Annotated in this window: 16 protein-coding genes; 3 read left to right on the plus strand and 13 right to left on the minus strand. The window is 71.4% G+C overall.

The window, feature by feature from the left end; translation table 11 throughout:
* Nucleotides 1-119: 119 nt before the first annotated feature.
* On the minus strand, nucleotides 120-2,558 hold the full coding sequence (gene dnaB / locus ACIBFB_RS13945) for a replicative DNA helicase (protein WP_397229864.1): 2,439 nt from the start codon (nucleotides 2,556-2,558) through the stop codon (nucleotides 120-122).
* A 349-nt stretch (nucleotides 2,559-2,907) separates the two neighbouring features.
* Here dnaB and ACIBFB_RS13950 point away from each other — a divergent pair, with 349 nt between their 5' ends.
* Complete coding sequence (locus tag ACIBFB_RS13950; RefSeq protein ID WP_397229866.1) at nucleotides 2,908-4,257, plus strand: MATE family efflux transporter; 1,350 nt, start codon at nucleotides 2,908-2,910, stop codon at nucleotides 4,255-4,257.
* Between the two features lie 186 nt (nucleotides 4,258-4,443).
* On the opposite strand, the gene ACIBFB_RS13955 is transcribed toward ACIBFB_RS13950, so the two are convergent.
* The 6 genes from ACIBFB_RS13955 to ACIBFB_RS13980 are packed head-to-tail and all read right to left on the minus strand — an operon-like array spanning nucleotide 4,444 to nucleotide 9,902.
* The gene (locus ACIBFB_RS13955; protein WP_397229868.1) at nucleotides 4,444-5,154 is read right to left on the minus strand and encodes a response regulator; all 711 of its coding nucleotides are present in this window, start codon (nucleotides 5,152-5,154) and stop codon (nucleotides 4,444-4,446) included.
* Nucleotides 5,155-5,200: 46 nt separating this feature from the next.
* On the minus strand, nucleotides 5,201-5,770 hold the full coding sequence (gene kdpC / locus ACIBFB_RS13960; RefSeq protein WP_397229870.1) for a K(+)-transporting ATPase subunit C: 570 nt from the start codon (nucleotides 5,768-5,770) through the stop codon (nucleotides 5,201-5,203).
* A gap of 1 nt (nucleotide 5,771) precedes the next feature.
* Nucleotides 5,772-7,931, minus strand: coding sequence for a potassium-transporting ATPase subunit KdpB (kdpB, locus tag ACIBFB_RS13965; RefSeq protein ID WP_397229872.1), 2,160 nt, complete (start codon nucleotides 7,929-7,931; stop codon nucleotides 5,772-5,774).
* Nucleotides 7,932-7,939: 8 nt separating this feature from the next.
* Nucleotides 7,940-9,658, minus strand: a complete 1,719-nt coding sequence (kdpA, locus tag ACIBFB_RS13970) for a potassium-transporting ATPase subunit KdpA (protein WP_397229874.1) — start codon at nucleotides 9,656-9,658, stop codon at nucleotides 7,940-7,942.
* Nucleotides 9,658-9,747 (minus strand): potassium-transporting ATPase subunit F, encoded by a 90-nt coding sequence (locus ACIBFB_RS13975; protein ID WP_397229876.1) that lies wholly within the window; start codon nucleotides 9,745-9,747, stop codon nucleotides 9,658-9,660. The genes kdpA and ACIBFB_RS13975 overlap by 1 nt, the downstream gene beginning before the upstream one ends.
* A complete protein-coding gene (locus ACIBFB_RS13980) occupies nucleotides 9,744-9,902 on the minus strand; it encodes a potassium transporter Trk (RefSeq protein WP_397229878.1) in 159 nt (52 codons plus the stop codon). Before ACIBFB_RS13980 ends, ACIBFB_RS13975 begins: the two co-directional genes overlap by 4 nt.
* Nucleotides 9,903-10,110: 208 nt before the next feature.
* Between ACIBFB_RS13980 and ACIBFB_RS13985 the strand changes: the two genes are divergently transcribed.
* Nucleotides 10,111-12,675, plus strand: a complete 2,565-nt coding sequence (locus tag ACIBFB_RS13985; protein ID WP_397229880.1) for an ATP-binding protein — start codon at nucleotides 10,111-10,113, stop codon at nucleotides 12,673-12,675.
* 54 nt (nucleotides 12,676-12,729) lie between these two features.
* Here the strand turns inward: ACIBFB_RS13985 and ACIBFB_RS13990 are convergent, their stop codons facing one another.
* The 6 genes from ACIBFB_RS13990 to ACIBFB_RS14015 form a co-directional block, all read right to left on the minus strand.
* Entirely contained in the window at nucleotides 12,730-13,557 is an 828-nt protein-coding gene (locus tag ACIBFB_RS13990; RefSeq protein WP_397229882.1) for a peptidoglycan recognition family protein, read from the minus strand.
* A 200-nt stretch (nucleotides 13,558-13,757) separates the two neighbouring features.
* Nucleotides 13,758-14,204 carry a 50S ribosomal protein L9 gene (gene rplI / locus ACIBFB_RS13995; RefSeq protein ID WP_397229884.1) on the minus strand — a complete coding sequence of 149 codons (447 nt, stop codon included), beginning with the start codon at nucleotides 14,202-14,204 and terminating at the stop codon, nucleotides 13,758-13,760.
* Between the two features lie 28 nt (nucleotides 14,205-14,232).
* Nucleotides 14,233-14,469 carry a 30S ribosomal protein S18 gene (gene rpsR, locus ACIBFB_RS14000; protein WP_013155832.1) on the minus strand — a complete coding sequence of 79 codons (237 nt, stop codon included), beginning with the start codon at nucleotides 14,467-14,469 and terminating at the stop codon, nucleotides 14,233-14,235.
* A 112-nt stretch (nucleotides 14,470-14,581) separates the two neighbouring features.
* Nucleotides 14,582-15,148: a single-stranded DNA-binding protein gene (locus ACIBFB_RS14005; RefSeq protein WP_397229887.1), complete on the minus strand. Its 567-nt coding sequence runs from the start codon at nucleotides 15,146-15,148 to the stop codon at nucleotides 14,582-14,584.
* A gap of 118 nt (nucleotides 15,149-15,266) precedes the next feature.
* Complete coding sequence (rpsF, locus tag ACIBFB_RS14010; RefSeq protein WP_397229889.1) at nucleotides 15,267-15,557, minus strand: 30S ribosomal protein S6; 291 nt, start codon at nucleotides 15,555-15,557, stop codon at nucleotides 15,267-15,269.
* A gap of 270 nt (nucleotides 15,558-15,827) precedes the next feature.
* Nucleotides 15,828-18,671 (minus strand): transglycosylase domain-containing protein, encoded by a 2,844-nt coding sequence (locus tag ACIBFB_RS14015; protein WP_397229890.1) that lies wholly within the window; start codon nucleotides 18,669-18,671, stop codon nucleotides 15,828-15,830.
* Nucleotides 18,672-19,488: 817 nt separating this feature from the next.
* On the opposite strand from ACIBFB_RS14015, the gene ACIBFB_RS14020 reads away from it, so the two are divergent.
* Nucleotides 19,489-20,568, plus strand: a complete 1,080-nt coding sequence (locus tag ACIBFB_RS14020) for an inositol-3-phosphate synthase (RefSeq protein WP_397229892.1) — start codon at nucleotides 19,489-19,491, stop codon at nucleotides 20,566-20,568.
* Nucleotides 20,569-20,619: the final 51 nt, after the last annotated feature.

Consider the following 20,619-nt stretch of genomic DNA (forward strand, 5'->3'; position numbering starts at 1 on the left):
AAATCGGCTTGACCACAAACCGAGATATGGACGAACCGATATCGCGGGGCGGGGCGCTCGGCGCCCGCCCTGCCCCCGCACAGGGCGGCCCCCGTCGTGGACGCCCTGGTCGAGAACGGCTACCCGGGCGCCATGTCGACGAAGCGGCTGTAGTGGCCCTGGAAGGCGACCGTCACGTCGGCGGTGGGGCCGTTGCGGTGCTTGGCCACGATGATGTCCGCCTCGCCCGCCCGCGGGGACTCCTGGTCGTAGGCGTCCTCGCGGTACAGCAGGATCACCATGTCCGCATCCTGCTCGATGGACCCCGACTCGCGAAGATCGGACACCTGTGGGCGTTTGTCCGTTCTCTGCTCGGGACCGCGGTTGAGCTGGGAGAGCGCGATGACCGGAACCTCGAGCTCCTTGGCCAGGAGCTTGAGGGACCGGGACATCTCGGAGACCTCCTGCTGACGGCTCTCCACCCGGCCGGGCGAGGACATCAGCTGGAGGTAGTCGACCACGACCAGCTTGAGGTCGTGCTGCTGCTTGAGCCGTCGGCACTTGGCCCGGATCTCCATCATCGACATGTTCGGGGAGTCGTCGATGAAGAGCGGGGCGCTGGCCACCTCGCCCATGCGCCGCGCCAGCCGGGCCCAGTCCTCGTCGGTCATCTGCCCCGAGCGCATGGTGTGCAGGGCCACCCGCGCCTCGGCCGAGAGCAGGCGCATGACGATCTCGTTGCGCCCCATCTCCAGGCTGAAGAAGACCGAGGTCATCTCGTGCTTGATCGACGCCGCCCGCGCGAAGTCGAGGGCCAACGTGGAGTTGTGGGTGGGGATCATCGACCGGGTGGCCAGGAACAGGTGGTCCGGGTGGTCCACCTGGACACAGCGGACCGGAACGCTGTCCACGCGACGCACGTCGGTGATGAACCTGGCGTCGATGCGGCGGTACCGACGGCCCTCCGCCCGCTCGCGGTGCGCGGATCGCCTGCGTTCGGTCCCGAAGACCTCGCTCCGGGATCCGAACGTGACCGTGTAGCGGACGGACGAGCGCGCGTCGCGTCCGTCGACCCGCGTGGCGCACATCCCGGTCCTGTGGCCGAGGCTGTGCGCGAGTTCGCGGAAGCCCGCCGCCAGCCGCTCGTCGTTCGCCGCGAACCGGATCGAGCCGTCCGCGTCCACACCGCCGTCGCCGTCGAGGAGTCCGGCCAGCAGTGCTCGGCGCTGTCGCTGTGAGGCGCGCAGGTACAGGTCGGGGATGTGCTTGTCCCCGAGGACGCCGATCGTGCGGAGCAGGGCCGCGACACCGCCGAGGCCGCCCTCCGGACGCCCGGCGGGGTCGGCGTCGTCCGTGGGGAGGAACACGCCGTGGGTCAGCCGGGTGGACTCCACCGGCTTGGTGACCAGGCCCTCGGCCTCGATGTTGGTGAGGACCTCGGGGTCGGCGGTGGTGACGCGCGCCGAGTCCGGGGCGCCGCCCCCCAACCACACGCCCAGGAAGTAGGGCGGGAGGGGAAGATCCCTCTCCGGAAGTTCCAGGGCCCGGGCGTTGGACACCGAGTGGTTCGGTCGCCGGTCGGCCGTCTCCAGGCGCAGCGTGCGCGCGATCTCCTCGGTCGTGCGCACGGCGGGGAGCGCACGCGGCCTCCCGGCCCCTCGCCTACGGGCCTCCTGGGCGGCCCGCCGTGACGCGCGCGTGTCCGTCAGCCACTGGTGACCGGCGTCGGCGACGACCTTCGTACCGTCGTCGAAGGTGATCTCGTAACACGGCCGGTCCTCCATCACCTCGCTGGCGGCGACCACCCGGGTGGGTGTGCCGTCGGCGGCGAGCACCTCGCCGCCGACCTCGACCTCACCCATCGTGGTCCATCCCTGGGGAGTCGGAACCGGGGTGTCCAGCGCCAGTGCCTTGCCCATGGCCGGTCGCGCGGCGATGATGACCAGCTGGCCGGGGTGGAGGCCGTTGGTCAGGGCGTCGAAGTCGGCGAAGCCGGTGGGCACGCCGGTGAGGGTGCCGTCCTGGGCGCCGATCGCCTCGATCTCGTCGAGCGCGCCCGGCATGACGTCGCCGAGGATGACGTAGTCCTCGCCGGTGCGCTTCTCGGCGACCTTGTAGACCTCGGCCTGCGCGTGGTCGACGAGGTCGTCCACCTCGCCGTCTCCGGCGTAGCCGATCTGGGCGATGCGCGTGCCGACCTCGACCAGGCGGCGCAGGACCGCGCGGTCGGAGACGATCTTGGCGTAGTAGCCCGCGTTCGCCGCGGTGGGGATGGCCTCGGTCAGCGTGTGCAGGTAGGTGGCGCCGCCGACGCGCGTGGCCTCGCCGCGCTTGGTCAGCTCGGCGTTGACGGAGATGGCGTCGACCGGCTCGCCCCGGGAGAAGAGGTCGACGACGCAGTCGTAGATGATCTGGTGCGCGGGGCGGTAGAAGTCCACGGACCGGATGATCTCCACGACCTGCGTGATCGCGTCCTTGGAGAGCAGCATGCCGCCGAGGACGCTCTGTTCGGCCTGGATGTCGTGCGGGGGTGTGCGCTCGTACCCGCCTTCGTCGGGCGGTGGCTCGGCAACACTCACGAACTCTCTCCCAGGGGCAGTGCTCCGTGTCGGGTCCGGACGCGGACCGACCCTTCCAGCATGCCGCATGCCCGGGAGCGGGGACGCCGCGGAGCGGGTTGTGGACCCGTCCTTTACCACCATCTCCCGCCCCCTGCGGGGCATCCGGGACAACGGTTGTGCACATCACCTGTGGATAACTTTCACGCCATCCACACATACCAGTCTCCACCTGCGAAAACACAGCGTCACCCGACACGTGAAAGATGTCTCACGAACCCCCTTTCCACAAGTTATCCACAGGGTTCGGAGGGGTTGTGGACAACCTCCCAGCGGCTGTCGAACGCCTGTCCGGTACTGTGACGGGGTCATGCCGAAACTCCTCTCGGCGGCCCCGTTCCGCCACCGCCACGACCGCGAGATCCTCGCCCTGGCGGTCCCCTCCTTCTTCGCCCTCGTCGCCGAACCGCTGTTCCTGCTGACCGACACGGCGATCGTCGGCACCCTCGGCACACAGGCCCTGGGCGCGCTGGGTGTGGCGGGTCAGGTGCTGCTGACGCTGGCGTCGGTGTGCATCTTCCTCGCCTACGGGACCACGGCGGCGGTCGCACGCAGGTTCGGCGCGGGGGACGTGCGCGGCGGCATCCGGGACGGGGTCGACGGGCTGTGGCTCGCCGTGCTGCTGGGGGTGGCGGCCATCGCGGTCGGCTGGCCGCTGGGACCCGCGCTCGTCGACCTGCTGGGCGCGTCGGCGGACGTGCGCCCACACGCTCTCACCTACCTGCGGATCAGTCTGCTGAGCACGCCGTTCCTGCTCATCGTCATGGCCGGGACCGGGGTGCTGCGCGGCCTCCAGGACGCGCGGACCCCGCTGGTGGTCGCCGTCGCCTCGTACGTGGGCAACGCGGCGCTGTGCGCGGTGTTCGTGCTGGTCCTGGACTGGGGGATCGCGGGTTCGGCCTGGTCGACGGTGATCGCGCAGGGCGCGGGGGCGTTCTGGTACGTCGCGGCGATCACCCGAGCCGCGCGCCGCGCGCGGGTGTCCCTCGCACCCAGCCTGGGCGGGCTGCGTACCTCGGCCTCGGCGGGGTTCGCCCTGTTCCTGCGCAGTGTGTCGATGCGGGTGGTGCTCCTGGTGACGACGGCCGTCGCCGCGCGGCTGGGAGACGAGTCGATCGCCGCCCACCAGGTGAGCTTCAACGTGTGGGCGCTGCTGGTGTTCGCGATGGACGCGATCGCCATCGCCGGGCAGTCGATCGTGGGCCGGTACCTGGGCGCCGGAGACGTCCCCGGGACCCGGAACGCCACCCGGCGCATGGTGGAGTGGGGCGTCCTGCTCGGCCTGGTGTTCATGGCGCTGCTGCTGGCCGTGCTGCCCTGGGCGTCCGTCCCGTTCACGGACGACCCCCAGGTGCGCGCGCTCATCACGGCCACCCTGGTCGTCGCCGCCCTGTTGCAGCCGCTGAGCGGGGTGACCATGGTCCTCGACGGCGTGCTCATGGGCGCGGGCGACCAGCGCTACCTGGCCTGGGCGTCGCTGTGGACGATGCTCGCGTTCCTGCCGTTCGCCCTGGTCCTGCCCCGGTTGGCGGACAGTCAGCCGTGGGCGCTGGTCGGCCTGTGGGCGGCGTTCGCCGTGTGGATCCTCGCGCGGGCGGTCACGCTCGGGATGCGCGCGCGGAGCGCCGCGTGGCTGGTGACCGGGGCCCGCCGCCCCTGACCTGTCGGGCGCGAGGAGATCGGGCCCCGCGCGCTGTGCAAGGGGTCGATGGGGCGCGCGGGGTCCACCCCCCATTGTGCTCAGCCGTCCGACAGGACGTGGTCGAACCGGCGAGGAATCCGCTCACCCGCACCCCGAAGTCGACACCCCGACATGTCGCCGTCACGACATGTCACCACCGGCGTCTCATTCCTCCGGGGCGCCGGACTGGAACCGGTAGCCGAGCCCCGGGTCGGTGAGGAAGTACCGGGGCCGCGGCGGATCGGGTTCGAGCCGCTGACGGATCTTGGTCATGAACACCCGCAGGTAGTTCGACTCCCGGTCGTACTCCGGCCCCCACACCTCGTGCAGCAGCTCCCGGTGGGTCACGAGCCGGCCGCGGTTGCGCACGAGGACCTCGACGATGTGCCACTGGCGCGGCGTCAGCCGCACCGCCGCACCGTCCCTGGTGACCTGCTTGGCGGCCAGGTCGACGGTGAAGTCGGCGGTCTCCACGACCACCTCCCGCTCGGGGACGCGGGTGCGGCGCATCGCGGCGCGCAGCCGGGCGAACAGCTCGTCCATGCCGAACGGCTTGACGACGTAGTCATCCGCCCCCAGGTCGAGGGCCTGGACCTTCATCGGCTCGGTGTCCCGCCCGGAGAGGACGACGACCGGTACCTCCGTCCAGCCGCGCAGCCCCCGGAGCACGTCCAGTCCGCTCATCCCCGGCAGGCCGAGGTCGAGCAGGACGAGAGCGGGGCGGTGGTGCGCGATCAGCTTGAGCGCGTGCTCGCCGGTGTCGGCGAGCAGGGGCGTGTAGCCGCGGGCCCGCAGGTTGAGCTCCAGCGTCTTGCGCATACGGGGGTCGTCGTCGACGACGAGCACCGACGGCGCCCCGCTCTCATCACCGCTCATGGCAGATCCGCGTCTCCTTCGTTCGCCGTGTGCGTCCGCGGGCGGCTCATGGGGCCGCCTCGTCCAACGCGAGGTTGAGCGTGAGCACGTTCACCGCGGGCTCGCCGAGAACCCCGAGGGCACGGTCCGCGGTGTGCGCCCCGACCAGGTCCTCCACGTATCCGGTGTCCCATCCCCGCTCCCGTGCCACCCGGCCCGCCTGGATCTGGGCGTTGGCCAGGGAGATGTGCGGGTCCAGGCCGGAGGCCGACGCGGTGACCGCGTCGACGGGCACCACGGCGCCCTCGGGGAGTCCGTTCTCCTCACGGTAGGCGAGCGCGCGGTCCGACACGTCGCCGAGCAGCCCCTCGTCCGAGGGTCCGAGGTTGGCGCCGCCGCTGTCGCGGGCGTCGTGGTCGACGGCGGAGGGGCGGGGGTGGAAGTACTCCTCCCCGGTGAACCCCTGGCTGATCAACGCGGATCCGACGACGCGTCCGTCGTGTTCGACGAGGGAGCCGTCGGCGCGGTGGGGGAACACGGTCTGGGCGACCCCGGTGACGGCCAGCGGGTACGCCAGGCCGAGGACCGCGGTGAACACCGCCGTCATGCCGAGGGCGGTGACGATCTGGCGCAGCATGTCAGAGCACTCCCAACGAGGAGACGACCGTGTCGATGAGCTTGATCCCGGCGAACGGCGCGACCAGCCCGCCCAGCCCGTAGACGAGCAGGTTGCGGCGGAGCGTCGCGGACGCCGAGCGGGCCCGGAACCTGACCCCGCGCAGCGAGAGCGGGACGAGGGCGACGATGACCAGGGCGTTGAAGACCACCGCCGAGAGGATCGCCGACTCCGCCGACGCCAGCCCCATGACGTCGAGCCGCTCCAGGCCGGGCAGGGAGGCGGCGAACATCGCGGGGATGACCGCGAAGTACTTGGCGACGTCGTTGGCGATGGAGAACGTGGTCAGCGCGCCCCGGGTGATGAGCAGCTGCTTGCCGATGCGCACGATCTCGATGAGCTTCGTGGGGTCGGAGTCCAGGTCGACCATGTTCCCCGCCTCGCGGGCGGCCTGGGTGCCGGTGCTCATGGCCACGCCGACGTCGGCCTGGGCCAGGGCGGGGGCGTCGTTGGTGCCGTCGCCCGTCATGGCGACGAGCGCGCCCCCGGCCTGTTCGCGGCGGATCAGGGCGAGCTTCTGTTCGGGGGTGGCCTCGGCGAGGACGTCGTCGACCCCTGCCTCCTCGGCGATGACGGCGGCGGTGCGCGGATTGTCGCCGGTGACCATGACCGTGCGGATGCCCATCGCGCGCAGCTGCTCGAAGCGCTCCCGCATGCCGGGCTTGACGGTGTCCTTGAGGTGGATGACGCCCAGAGGTCGGGGCTCGCGCCCGGCGCCGCGCGCCTCGGCGACGGCCAGCGGGGTGCCGCCCGCGTCGGCGACCTCGGCGGCCAGTCGGCCCAGCGCGTCGGGAACCTCGCCGCCCCGCTCGCGGACCCAGCGGGCGACCGCGTCGGTGGCGCCCTTGCGGACGGTGTGGCCGCCGTCGTCGAGACCGCTCATGCGGGTTTCCGCGGTGAAGGGCACCATCGTGCCGCGGCCGTCGTACCGGCCGCGCAGGTGCGGCCGGTCGGCGAGGGCGAAGTCGACGATCGACCGTCCCTCGGGGGTGCCGTCGGCGATGCTGGACCGGTAGGCGGCCGTGACCAGGTCCTCCAGGGGAACTCCGGGCAGGGGGAGGAGCTCGGCGGCCTGCCGGTTGCCCAGGGTGATGGTGCCGGTCTTGTCCAGGAGCAGGGTGGTGACGTCGCCGGACGCCTCCACCGCGCGGCCGGACGTGGCCAGGACGTTGCGGCGCACGAGGCGGTCCATGCCCGCGATGCCGATCGCCGACAGCAGCGCGCCGATCGTCGTCGGGATGAGGCAGACCAGCAGGGCGACGAGGACGATGGTGTCCTGCCGCGCCTGCGAGTACACCGCCAGGGGCTGGAGGGTGACGACCGCGACGAGGAAGACGAGGGTGAGGCCGCCCAGCAGGATGTTCAAGGCGATCTCGTTGGGCGTCTTCCTCCGCTCGGCGCCCTCGACGAGGGCGATCATGCGGTCGAGGAAGGTCTCGCCGGGGCGCGCGGTGACGCGGACGACGATCGCGTCGGAGAGCACCGTGGTGCCTCCGGTGACGGCGGAGCGGTCGCCCCCCGACTCGCGGATGACGGGGGCGGACTCGCCGGTGATGGCCGACTCGTCGACGCTGGCGATGCCCTCGACCACCTCGCCGTCGCCGGGGATGACCTCGCCCGCCGTGACGACGCACTCGTCGCCGACCGTCAGTTCCGTGGCGGGCACCGCCTCGGTGGCGCCGTCGGGTCGGCGTACGCGTGCGACGGTGTCGGTCCGGGCGGCCCGCAGCGCAGCGGCCTGGGCCTTGCCCCGGCCCTCGGCCAGCGCCTCGGCGAAGTTCGCGAACAGCACGGTCGCCCAGAGGAAGAGGATCACCAGGGCGCCGAACACGGCGTGGTCGGTGCGGCCGGTGACCAGGCGCGCGGCGAACACGAGCGTCGAGAGCGCGCTGCCCGCGAGCACCACGAACATGACGGGGTTGCGGAACTGGACGCGGGGGTCCAGCTTGCGGACGGAGTCGGTCAGGGCCCGGCGCAGGATCGGGCGGCTGACGAGCCCGCCCCGGGGCGCGGTGGACTCCGCGCCCCGCTTCTCCGGCGGGTGGACGAACACGGACGGGCGTTCGCCCCCGGTCAGCACGCCCCCACCGGCGGGAGGGAGCTTCGGTTCGTTGTCGTTCATGGGTGCGCTCACAGTGCGAGGTACTCGGCGACGGGGCCGAGGGCGAGGGCGGGAAGGAAGGTCAGCCCGGCGACGATCACGACGACCCCGAGCGTCATGGCGCAGAAGAGCGGGGTGTGCGTGGGCAGGGTGCCGACGGTGGCGGGCACGGGCCGCCGTCGCACCAGCGAGCCGGCGATCGCCAGGACGGGGATGATGAGAAGGAAGCGGCCGACCAGCATGGCGGCGCCCATCGTGTACGTGTACCAGGGGGTGGAGGCGTCCAGACCGGCGAAGGCGGAGCCGTTGTTGTTGGCCGTGGACGCGTAGCCGTAGAGGATCTCCGACAGGCCGTGCGGTCCCTCGTTGCCCAGGGAGGCCAGCGCGGTGTCGTTGACGGCCGTGGCCGCCGCGAGGCCGAGCAGGACCACGGGCACGGCCAGGACGTAGAGCATGACGAGCGTGATCTCGGGAGCCCTGATCTTCTTGCCCAGGTACTCCGGCGTGCGCCCGATCATGAGCCCGGCGACGAACACGGTCAGGATCGCCATGACCAGCAGCCCGTTGAGCCCCACGCCGACGCCGCCGGGGCTGAGCTCGCCGAACATCATGTGCAGCAGGGTCAGCCCGCCTCCGAGCGGGGTGAGGCTGTCGTGCATCGCGTTGACCGAACCGTTGGAGGTGCCGGTCGTCGAGGCGGCCCACAGGGCGGAGGCGGCCGTGCCGAAGCGGACCTCCTTGCCCTCCATGGAGCCGCCGGACTGGTCGGCGGCCACGGACTGGTCCACGCCGGCGCCGGTGAGCGCCGGGTTGCCCGCGCCCTCCAGGGCCATGACCGCGACGGACATGGCCGCCCACACCGTGACCATGATCCCCGCGACCGCGCGGCCCTGCCTGCGGTCGCCGACCATGTGGCCGAAGGCGAACGCCAGGGCGAACGGCAGGACGAGGATCGCCCAGTTCTGGACGAGGTTGCTCAGGGCCGTGGGGTTCTCGAAGGGGTGCGCGGAGTTCGTGTCGAAGAACCCGCCTCCGTTGGTGCCCAGCTGCTTGACGGCGACCTGGCTGGCGGCCGGGCCGCCGGGGATCGTCTGGCTCGCGCCCTCCAGGGTGGTGACCACGGTGTGCCCGTTCAGGTTCTGCACCACCCCCTGGCCCACCAGGACCAGGGCCACCGCGAAGGACAGCGGCAGCAGGATCCGCAGCACTCCGCGGGTCAGGTCCACCCAGAAGTTGCCGACCGTGCCCGCGCCGCGACGGGCGAGCCCGCGGACGAGGGCGGCCATGACGGCCATGCCCGCGCTGGCGGAGACGAAGTTCTGCACCGTGAGCCCGGCCGTCTGCGACAGGTGGCTCATCGTCGTCTCGCCGCCGTAGGCCTGCCAGTTGGTGTTGGTCACGAAGCTGACCGCGACGTTGAACGCCACGTGCGGGTCGAGGCCGGGCAGGCGGAGGGGGTTGAGCGGCAGGACCCCCTGGGTCCGCAGCAGCGTGTACAGCGCGAGGAACCCCACGACGCTGAACGCCAGCAGGGAGAGGGCGTAGCGCGTCCAGTGCTGTTCGCTCCCGGGGTCGACCCGGCAGATCCGGTAGACCAGGCGCTCGACGGGCACGAACACGCGGTCGCCCGGGGCCGTGACCCCGTCGCCGTAGCCGTAGACCCGGGCGACGTAGCGGCCGAGCGGGGGCGCGGTGACGCACAGGAGCGCGACCAGCACCAGGAACTGTGCCCACGCGGTGGCGCTCATCAGAACCTCTCCGGAAACAGCAGGGCGGCCACCAGGTAGACGGCCGTGGGGAGCGAGATCGCCAGCGCGGCGGCCTCCTCCCAGCTCATCGGTTCACCGCCGCGTCGCGCTCGGGGCGCTCCAGGGGGTCGGGTGGGACCTGGGGCGCCCGGTCGGCTCCGACGACGCGCTCGCAGCCGCGGACGTAGGCGGCGCACAGGGCGAAGAAGCCGAGGGCCGCCAGGACGGGCAGGATGTCCGCCATGGAGGTGTTCCTTGTCGATCGTCGTGCGGGGTCGTGCGACCCCCTGGCGCGGGTGCGCCGAGACGACTGTGGAACCGGACGGAGTCCGGGCGCCATCGCGGTAGCGGTTCCTTAGCGCCACCGTTGGGGGATTTAGCGGACAATTAGCGCGAAAACGCCCCGCATCATCCTCTGACCAGCGAAGATGGACCGGTGAGGAGGCGGAGCGGTGACACGTGGCGAGCTACGGGTGTACCTGGGTGCGGCTCCAGGCGTCGGCAAGACCTACCGGATGCTGGACGAGGCGCACCGGCGCCGTGACCGGGGCGCCGACGTCGTGATCGGGCTCGTGGAGTGCCACGGCCGGGTCCTGACCACGGCGATGGTCGACGACCTGGAGACCGTCCCCCGGCGGACGGTCGCCTACCGGGGAAGCCGGTTCGAGGAGATGGACCTGGCGGCGATCCTCGACCGACGTCCGCAGGTCGTCCTCGTCGACGAACTGGCCCACACCAACGTCCCCGGCAGCGGCAACGCCAAGCGCTGGCAGGACATCGAGGTGCTGCTCGACGCGGGGATCTCCGTCCTGTCCACGCTCAACATCCAGCACCTGGAGTCCCTCAACGACGTCGTCGAACGCATCACGGGGGTACGCCAGCGCGAGACGGTGCCGGACGCCTGGGTGCGCGGCGCGGAGCAGATCGAACTCGTCGACATGACCCCCGAGGCCCTGCGGCGGCGGCTGGCGCACGGGAACGTCTACGCGGCGGAGCGGATCGACACCTCCCTGAGCAACTACTTCCGCGTCGGCAACCTGTCCGCCCTGCGCGAGCTGGCGCTGCTGTGGATGGCCGGGCGGGTGGACGACGACCTGGAGCGGTACCGGTCCGAACACGGCGTCACCGAAACCTGGGAGGCCCGGGAACGCGTCGTGGTCGCCCTCACCGGCGGGCCGGAGGGAGAGACCCTCGTGCGCCGGGCGGCCCGGATCGCCGAGCGCGGCAAGGGCGCGGACCTCATGGCGGTGCACGTGACCCGCAGCGACGGCCTGACCGGTGCGGACCCCGCGCTCCTGGCCCGGCAGCGGCTCCTGGTGGAGGACCTGGGAGGCACCTACCACCAGGTCCTGGGAGAGGACGTCCCCAGCGCCCTCATCGCGTTCGCGCGCGGGGTCAACGCCACGCAGCTCGTGCTGGGCGCGAGCCGGCGGGGGCGCGTCGCGCGGATGTTCGCCCCCGGGATCGGGGCCACCACCGCCTCCCTGTCCGGGGCCATCGACGTCCACCTGGTGACGCACGAACACGCGGGGCTGCGGGCGAGGAAGGGTCCGCTGAGCGCGGTCTCGCGGCGCCGGAAACTGGCCGCCTGCGCGTTGGGGCTGCTGTCCCTGCTGCTGGTGGCCTTCGGACTGGGGGTCCCGGCCGACGAGGAGTACCTCGGCAGCGGCATCGTCCTGGTCTTCGCGACGGTCACGGTGGTGGCGCTCGTGGGAGGACTGTGGCCCGCCCTGCTGGCGGCGGGGTGCGGGTTCCTGCTGCTGAACCTCGTCTACACCGAGCCCTATCTGACGTTCGACGTGGCGCATCCGCAGAGCATGGTGGCGCTGGTCGGGTTCGTGGTGGTGGCCGTCTCGGTGAGCGTCGTGGTGGACCACGCGGCACGCCGCACCAGGGAGGCCGCCCAGGCGGGTGCCGAGGCGCAGATCCTGGCCACGGTGGCGGGGAACGTGCTGCGCGGCTCGCGCCCGTTGGAGGCGCTCATGGAACGGCTGTTGGAGACCTTCTCCCTCACGTCGGTGGCCCTCCTGGAACGCGAACCGGGGGTCGCCGGGCGCCCCGACCACCGCCGGGACTCCCGGGCGTGGACCGTGGTCGCCTCGGTCGGGGAGACGCACTGCGGGGCGCCGGGCGAGGGCGACATCGACGTGCCGGTGGACGACACGCTCACCCTCGTGCTGCGGGGCCGCCGACCGCGCGCCGGCGACCGCCGGATCATCGAGGCGTTCGCCGCGCAGGCCGCCGTCGCGCTGCGCCAGGAACGCCTGGCGCGGGAGGCGGCCAGCGCCCGGCCGCTGGCGGAGGCCGACCGGATGCGTACGGCGCTGCTGTCCGCCGTCAGCCACGATCTGCGTGCCCCGCTGGCCTCGGCCAAGGCGTCGGTCACCAGCCTGCGCAGCAGCGAGGTGCGGTTCGGCGAGGAGGACCGGGCCGGGCTGCTGGCCATGGCGGACGAGTCGTTGGACCAGCTCACGCTGCTGGTCACCGACCTGTTGGACATGAGCCGCCTCCAGGCGGGCGTGCTGGGGGTGAGGGTCGAGCCGCTGTCGCTCAGGGAGTCGGTGTACTCCGCCCTGGACCAGCTCGGCGACGAGGGGGAGGCCGTGCGCGTCCGGGTGGCCGAGGAGCTTCCGGACGTCGCGGCGGACCCCGGTCTGCTCGACCGCGTCCTGGCCAACGTGGTCGGGAACGCGCTGCGGTTCAGCCCGCCGGACCGGCCTCCGACCGTGACCGCCTCCTGGGCCGGTGACGTCGTGGAGGTGCTGGTGGTGGACCACGGTCCCGGGGTACCGAAGGAGGAGTGGGAACACCTGTTCGTTCCGTTCCAACGGCTGGGGGACACCGACAACGAGACCGGGCTCGGGTTGGGACTGGCGCTGTCCCAGGGGCTCACCGAGGCCATGGGCGGCTCCCTGGTTCCCGACGCGACTCCGGGAGGCGGCCTGACGATGCGGCTGACTCTGCGCACCGCCCGGGAGACGGAGGAGAGTGAGCCTCCGTCCCTGGACGCCGTGTGAGACGCGGCTGCGCGCCCCTCCCCGGCGTCGCCCGGTAGGCGGTGCGGTGGGGTGTCACGCGGTCGCGTCGAACTCCCCCACGGCCGGACCGTGGTAGAAGGGCATGGTCCGCTCGCCGTGCGGGGTGGGCGGGTAGGTGGGCAGCTGCTCCAGGGTCAGCTGGGTTCCGGCGACGCGGCTCAGGTGCCGCAGCTTCTCCCGCAGGCTGGACTCCACGTCCTTGCGCAGCTCGGGCAGCAACGCGTACAGCCGGTCGCCGGGGCACGCGGTCGCGTTGTAGTCGCGGTGGCCGACGATCGCGTCGGACGGGTCGAGGCGGTAGACGAGGCACAGCCACGTGCACGTCTCGACCAGCGCCTCCATCAGCTCCTCCGGAGGCGTGACGGAGGAGTACAGGCCCTCGTTCTCGATCCCGATCGTGTGGGAGTTGTGGTTGGCGGTGTGCGCGCCGATCACGTGCCTGCCGTCCCAGATCGCGGGCAGCGACTTGTCCCGGCCCTCCATGATGTAGCCGCCGCGGCTGATCGTCAGCTGCTGGCCGGTGTCGTTCCAGCCGTTGGTGTCCATGTGGTGCCGCTGGATCGCGCGGGACAGCGCGGCGGCGTGCGACTTCGAGGTGTCGGACGTGTTGGCCGTGGCCGTGTGGTGCACGACGATGTGGGTCGGCGGCTTGGGCAGGACGTCGACCGACGTCCTCGGCCGGCGGGCGCCCCAGTCGGACCGCTTGTAGATCTTGGGCTTCACCGCGGCGAGCGCCGTGTCCACGACGGACACTCCCACCGTTCCTCCGAGCAGCGCTCCCCCCGCCGCCAGGGCGGACCCCCGGAGCACGGTGCGGCGGTCCACGAGTGGCGGTCGGTCGGGGTTGGGTCTAACGAACATGTTCGTCGTCCTCTCCGTGCGGGGTATCACTACGCGTGATACCGACACAGAGAACACGATAAGTTACAATGCGTAGCTAAAGAGTGCGTTCCGGTTCCTTGGCGTGTCCCCCGCGTCTCCCCCGTCACACGGGCCCGAACACGCGGAAGCCCCGCCTCTCCCGTGGAGAAGCGGGGCACCGACGCGTGGAACGGTTCGGCTCAGGCGCCGACGACGTCCAGCTTGATCTGCGCGGAGACCTCAGGGTGCAGGCGGACCTGGACCTTGTGGGAACCGGCGGACTTGATCGGCGTCTTGATCTCGATCCGACGCTTGTCCAGCTCGGGACCGCCGGAGGCCTTGACGGCCTCGACGATGTCCGCGGGCTTGACCGCGCCGAACAGACGACCGCCCTCGCCGGCGCGCTGCTTGATCCGCACGGTGAGCGCGCTGACCTGGCCGGCGACCTGCTTGGCCTCGTCCAGGGTGCGGATGTCACGCGCGGAGCGCGCCCGCTGGATCAGGTCGATCTGCTTCTGACCGCCGCGCGTCCACCGGATGGCGAACCCGCGGGGCAGCAGGTAGTTGCGGCCGTAGCCGTTCTTCACCTCGACGACGTCGCCGGGGGCTCCGAGACCGTTGACCTCGTGGGTCAGGATCAACTTCACGACAAAAACCTCCCTCGGAAAATCCCGGCTAGCGCGCGGTGCTGGTGTAGGGCAGCAGGGCCACCTCGCGCGCGTTCTTGATCGCGGTCGCGACGTCGCGCTGGTGCTGGGTGCAGTTACCCGTGACGCGGCGGGCGCGGATCTTGCCGCGCTCGGAGATGAACTTCCGGAGAAGCGTGGTGTCCTTGTAGTCGATGTAGGACTGCTTCTCCTGGCAGAAGAGGCAAACCTTCTTCTTGGGCTTGCGAGCTGCCGGCTTGGCCATCGTGGTGCTCCTTCGCAAGAGCCCCGGGGTCCTCCCGGGGATGGTCTGTGGACAAATGGATGGTGACTCGGCGCCCAGGGGCGGGCGCCGGGTCGGATACGGGCGGGACCGGCTAGAACGGCGGCTCGTCGGAGAAGCCTCCGCCGCCGCTACCGCCGAAACCGCCGCCGCCGTTGGTCGCCCACGGGTCGTCGGCCGGAGGGCCGCTACGGCCGCCCTGGCCGCCCTGCGGGCCACCGAAACCGCCGCCCTGGTTCCCGTAGCCGCCGCCCTGGGGCTGGCCGCCACCGAAACCGCCGCCTCCGCCGCCCTGGCGCTGCGTCTTGGTCACCTTGGCGGTGGCGCTGCGCAGAGCCGGGCCGACCTCGTCGACGTCGATCTCGAAGACGGTCCGCTTCTCGCCCTCGCGGGTCTCGTACGAGCGCTGCTTCAGCCTGCCCTGCACGATGACGCGCATGCCACGCTGGAGGCTCTCCGCCACGTTCTCCGCGTAGGCCCGCCAGACGGTGCAGGTGAGGAACATGGACTCGCCGTCCTTCCACTCACCCGACTGGCGGTCGAAGGTGCGCGGCGTGGACGCCACACGGAAGTTGGCGACCGCGGCTCCGCTGGGCGTGAAGCGCAGTTCAGGGTCGTCGACGAGGTTGCCGACGAGCGTGATCTGGGTTTCGCCTGCCATGAATCGGCTCCGGTTCGAGATAGTCGGATCAGGCGGGGTCGCCTGCTCCCCCATCATCCGTGCCGGTACCGACATACTCGGACGACACGGGGCGGGGGGTGCGGGCGTGAACGCCCTCTTAGTGGACCTCGGGCCGGATGACCTTGGTGCGCAGGACGGACTCGTTGATCCCGAGCTGGCGGTCCAGCTCCTTGACCGTGGCCGGCTTGGCGGTGAGGTCGATGACGGCGTAGATGCCCTCGGGGTTCTTGTCGATGTCGTAGGCGAGCCGACGCTTGCCCCAGATGTCGACCTTCTCGACCTTGCCGCCGTCGTTGCGGACGACGGCGAGGAAGTTCTCCAGCGACGGGGCGACGGTGCGCTCGTCGAGGCCGGGCTCGAGGATGACCATGATTTCGTAACGACGCATAGGCGTGCGTTCCTCCTCTGGACTGTCGCGGCCATGGAATCTCCATGGCAGGAGGGCAGGAGCCCGGGACGTGCTCCGCTCCGCGTGAGCGGGACGCCGGGTGGGCTCTGAGCCATACGGAATGCAAGATTACCAGCCGACACGCACCGCGTCGGTTGACGTGTGGAGACCTGTGGACAGGTCGACAAGGCGTCCTGGTGCGCGGACACGCGAAGGGCCGGTGCGCGGGGCGTCCGCGCACCGGCCCTCGGTCATGGCCGCGTGGCCGGGTCAGTCCTCCCGTGCGGGTCGGACCATGGCGTTGTTGCCGCCCTGCCTGCCGTTGCCGTCACCCGTGCCGGTGTCACCGTCCGTGGGTCCGTCGGTGGGATCGGGCTCCTCGCAGTTCCAGTCGAAGGGCCCGCACTCATCCGGATCTCCGGTCGGATCCGTCGGGTCGTCGCAGCCGGGTTCGAGGAGAGGGTCGCAGTCGCCGGTGCCGTCGTCGTCACAGCCCGGGATCCCGTTGCCGTTGCCGTTGCCCGGGTCGCACACGTCGTCGTCGCTCGGCGACGCCGACGGGTCCTCGCTCGGCGACTCGGACGGTTCCTCCGAGGGGCTCTCGCTCGGGCTCGGGCTGGGCGCGAAGTTCATGTCCTCGCCGCCGTAGACGGGCGGCGGGAAGTCCTCCGGCGGAAGCTCCAGGATGCCGACGGCCTCCTCCATGAACGACCGCCACACCAGGGCCGAGGTGCTGCCACCGAAGACCGCGCTGTTGCCCACGCCCTCGAACGCGAGGGGCTGCTGATCGATCCGGCTGAGCCCCACCGCCGCGGTGAGGTTGGGGGTGTACCCCACGAACCACGCCGACACGGCGCTGGACGAGGTACCGGTCTTGCCCGCCACCGGACGGCCGTCGGAGAGCCGGGCGTTGCCGCCACCGCCGTTCTCCACCACCTGGCGCATCGCGTAGGTGGCGTCGGCGGCGACGCCGGACTCCAGGACCCGCTCGCCGTCCTCCAGCAGGTCCGCGTCGTCCGGTTGCACCAGCTGGCCCTCGCCGTCGTACAGCGCGGTGATCATGTGCCTCGGGAGGTGCACGCCCTGGTTGGCGAAGGTCGAGTACGCGCTGGCCTGGTCGAGCGTGCTCACCTGGTGGGTGCCCAGCGCGATGAGCGGGCCGCGCGCCGAGGTCTCGATCTGCTCCTCTCCCACGCCCAGGTTGACCGCCATCTGGTCGATGGAGTCGAGGCTGTCGACACGTGTCGCCAGGTCCACGTAGCTCGTGTTGATGGAGTTGGCCGTGGAGTCGATGAGATCGGTGGGGTTGTGGTCCTGCAGATCCGCGTTGTACACGGGGCTGGCCAGCCCGGGGAACTCCCTCCCGTTGCTGCCGTCCAACTGGGTGCGCAGACTCATGTTCTGGGAGAGCGCGGTCGCCATCACGTAGGGCTTGTAGGACGACCCCGCCTGGGTCCGGTGGATCAGCGAGTTGTCGACGTCGGTCACCACGTCGTCCCCGCCGTGGAAGGCGACGATCTCACCGGTGGCGGGGTCGATCGCGGTCAGGCCCTCCATGAGCGCCTCCTGCTCGAACCCGGACACCGGCGGAAGCTCCTCGAAGGCCGCGGCCGCGGCGTCCATCAGACCGGGGTGCAGGGACGTCTCGATGCGGTAGCCGTTGGTGGCGATGTCCTGAGCGGTGACGCCCGCGTCCTCGTAGCGCTCGGAGATCTCGCTCATCACCGCCTGGCGCACGTACCCGAACTTGGGGTCCGGGTCCTCGTTCTCGACCTCGTAGGGGATCCGTTCGGGGATCTCCAGGGCCATCGCCTCCTCGCGGGGAAGGCCGAGGTCCGGGTCCGCCTCGTTCATGAGCGCCAGCTGCTCCTGCACGTAGGGCCAGCGCTCCTCCTCCAGGTAGGTCTCCGTCCAGGACCCCTCGGCCGGGTTCTCGAACTCGCTCGGCAGCTGGATGATGATGCCGAGGAACGCGCCCTCGGCGTCGGTCAGCTCGTCCAGCTCCTTGCCGAAGTAGCGCTCCGCGGCCATGTCGATGCCCGAGGCCCCGCGACCGAAGTAGATCGTGTTCAGGTAGGTGGTGAGGATCTCGTCCTTGGAGCGCTGCTGGTCCAGCTTGATCGCGATGAAGATCTCGCGGATCTTGCGGATGTACCGGTTCTCGTCGCTGAGGTCGCCGTAGTAGTTCCGGGCCATCTGCTGGGTGATGGTCGATCCGCCGCCCGACTGCCCCGCGGACAGGACGGCGCGGCCGATGCCCACGATGTTGATGCCGCCGTCCTCGTAGAAGGTGCGCTGCTCGGCGGCGAGCACGCCGTTGACGACGGCCGGGGGAAGATCCCCCTCGTCGACCATGATGCGCTGCACCTCGCCGGTGGTCACCGCGACCTCGGGGTCGGACTCCTCGTCCGCGGGCGCCCAGAAGATCTGGGAGGCGGACATCTCCTGCTCCGCCCGCTCCTCCAGGTCGTCCGGGCCGTCGGCCATCGCGTAGAGGATCGCGAAGGCGGCCACGCCGCCGATGACCATGAGCCCGCAGACGGCCAGCAGCGGCTTCCAGGTCTTGGACCAGGCCCGCTTGATCCACGGGCGGTCGTCCGGCTCCTCCTGACGCCCGCGCCGACGACCGCCGCCGCCACCGCGTCCACCGCCACCGCGTCCACCGCGCCCGGGTCCGCGGCCGCCGCCCTCCGAACGCGCGCCGTGCTCGCGGTCCCGCGGGTCACGCGGCCCGTCCGCGCGCCTCCGGCCGCCGGCGGCGCCTCCGGCCGCCGCTGCCGCCGCGCCCTCCGGGCGTCGCCGGGGCCGGTCGCCCTCGGGACGGCGGCGCTGGCGGTCCCCGTCCTCCGGGGGACGGCGGCGCTGCGCGTCGGGGCGCCTGCGGGGGCCGCCCTCCGCGCGCGTCTGGTCGGACTGGGGACGGGGGCGCCGGGGGCGCTCGGCGGGTTCGTCGCCCCAGAAACCGCCCTCGTCGTCAGGGCGTCGGCGTCCGCCCGCGCGGCCCTCCGGCGGGGGCCCGTCCGCCCTACGTCGTCCGCCGCCTCGCGGACCGTCGCCCGGGCCCTGGGCCCTGCGACGGCCGCCGTCGGCATTCCGTCGTCGTTCGGTACTCACGTGGTCCTCGATTGCCTCTCACGGCCGGTCGGCCTGACGATTCCTGGGTGGAACGGGGGGCGGTCCCCCTGGGGGATCAGTGATCCGCGACCTGTCCGCGGTCGACCGGCGTGGGACGGCTCGTTCGTCCGACTCCGCCGATGCGCCTGTCGTCGAAGGCTCGCTAGGGGGACGCTCAGGGCCCCCTGTGGGTTTTCAACAGGTCGCGAAGACGTTGGCCGCGCTGTTTCCTCCTGGTCGTTGGCCTGCGGGGGCACAGCCCCGTGCCGGTGCCCTACTCCGACAGGGACACCGCCGCGGCGAGGACGGCGTCCGGGGTGCTACTGGCCGCACACGCAAATCACAGGTCACGTTAGAGCGATGGAACGGTATAGCACAACCCACGCGCGAGGGTAACGCGTCCGACCGGACGCACGGACACGCACGGGGACCGGAACCGGCGAACGCCCAGGTCCCACGCGGTTTCGGGCCGGGCAGGGGCCCCGTCGCACCCGTGTGACATTCGCCGCGAACCGGGCGCCGGGAGGCCGGACCCGCCCCGTCCCGCCGCGTCGCCGCATTCCGCGGCGCACCCGCGTGTCACCCGCCTGACATGCGGCTCCTCCGGGGCGCGGGGATAGAGTCATTGCCTACAAACCAGCCAGACATGCATGTTCTCCCCGCGCCCGCGTGCCGTGCACGGGAACAGAACCGCCGTGTGCGCTGCTGACCACATACGGAAAACGGAAGCGGGACGACGGTTCCGGCCACGGCCGGAGCGGTTCCGCCGTCGTGCGCTGTGGAATCCATGTTCGCGGAGAAGAAGGAGCAAGGACCTATGGGTTCGGTACGTGTAGCCGTCGTGGGCGTCGGCAACTGTGCGGCGTCACTCGTGCAGGGCGTGGAGTACTACAAGGACGCCAGCCCCGAGTCACGGGTTCCCGGCCTGATGCACGTCCGGTTCGGCCCGTACCACGTGCGCGACATCGAGTTCGTCGCGGCCTTCGACGTGGACGCGAAGAAGGTCGGCCACGACCTGGCCGACGCCATCGTGGCCAGTGAGAACAACACGGTCAAGATCTGCGACGTCCCGCCGACCGGCGTGACCGTCATGCGCGGCCCGACCTACGACGGGCTCGGCAAGTACTACCGCGAGATGATCCAGGAGTCCCCCGAGGACGCCGTGGACGTCGTCGCCGCGCTCAAGGCCAGCAAGGCCGACGTGCTGGTGTCCTACCTGCCGGTGGGCTCGGACGAGGCGGGCAGGTTCTACGCCCAGTGCGCGATCGACGCGGGCGTGGCCTTCGTCAACGCCCTGCCCGTGTTCATCGCCTCCGACCCCGAGTGGGCCGAGAAGTTCACCGAGGCGGGCGTGCCGATCATCGGCGACGACATCAAGTCGCAGATCGGCGCCACCATCACCCACCGGGTGCTGTCCAAGCTGTTCGAGGACCGCGGCGTCATCGTCGACCGGACCTACCAGCTGAACTTCGGCGGCAACATGGACTTCAAGAACATGCTGGAGCGCGACCGCCTGGAGTCCAAGAAGATCTCCAAGACCCAGTCCGTCACCTCGCAGATCCCGCACGAGCTCAACGCCGGGGCCGTGCACATCGGCCCGTCGGACCACGTGCCGTGGCTGGACGACCGCAAGTGGGCCTACATCCGCCTGGAGGGCCGCGCGTTCGGCGACGTGCCGCTGAACCTGGAGTACAAGCTGGAGGTCTGGGACTCCCCCAACTCCGCGGGCATCATCATCGACGCGGTGCGCGCCGCGAAGATCGCCAAGGACCGCGGCATCGGCGGCCCGATCCTGGAGCCCTCCTCCTACTTCATGAAGTCCCCGCCCGTGCAGTACAGCGACAGCGAGGCGCACGACGCGGTCGAACGCTTCATCGCGGGCGACGCCGAGAGCTGACCCGGGCGCCCGGGGTCCTCGGGGCCCCGGGCCCACCCCAGGGCCTAGGCT

This window comes from Nocardiopsis sp. NPDC050513 (assembly GCF_044457925.1).
GTDB lineage: Bacteria > Actinomycetota > Actinomycetes > Streptosporangiales > Streptosporangiaceae > Nocardiopsis.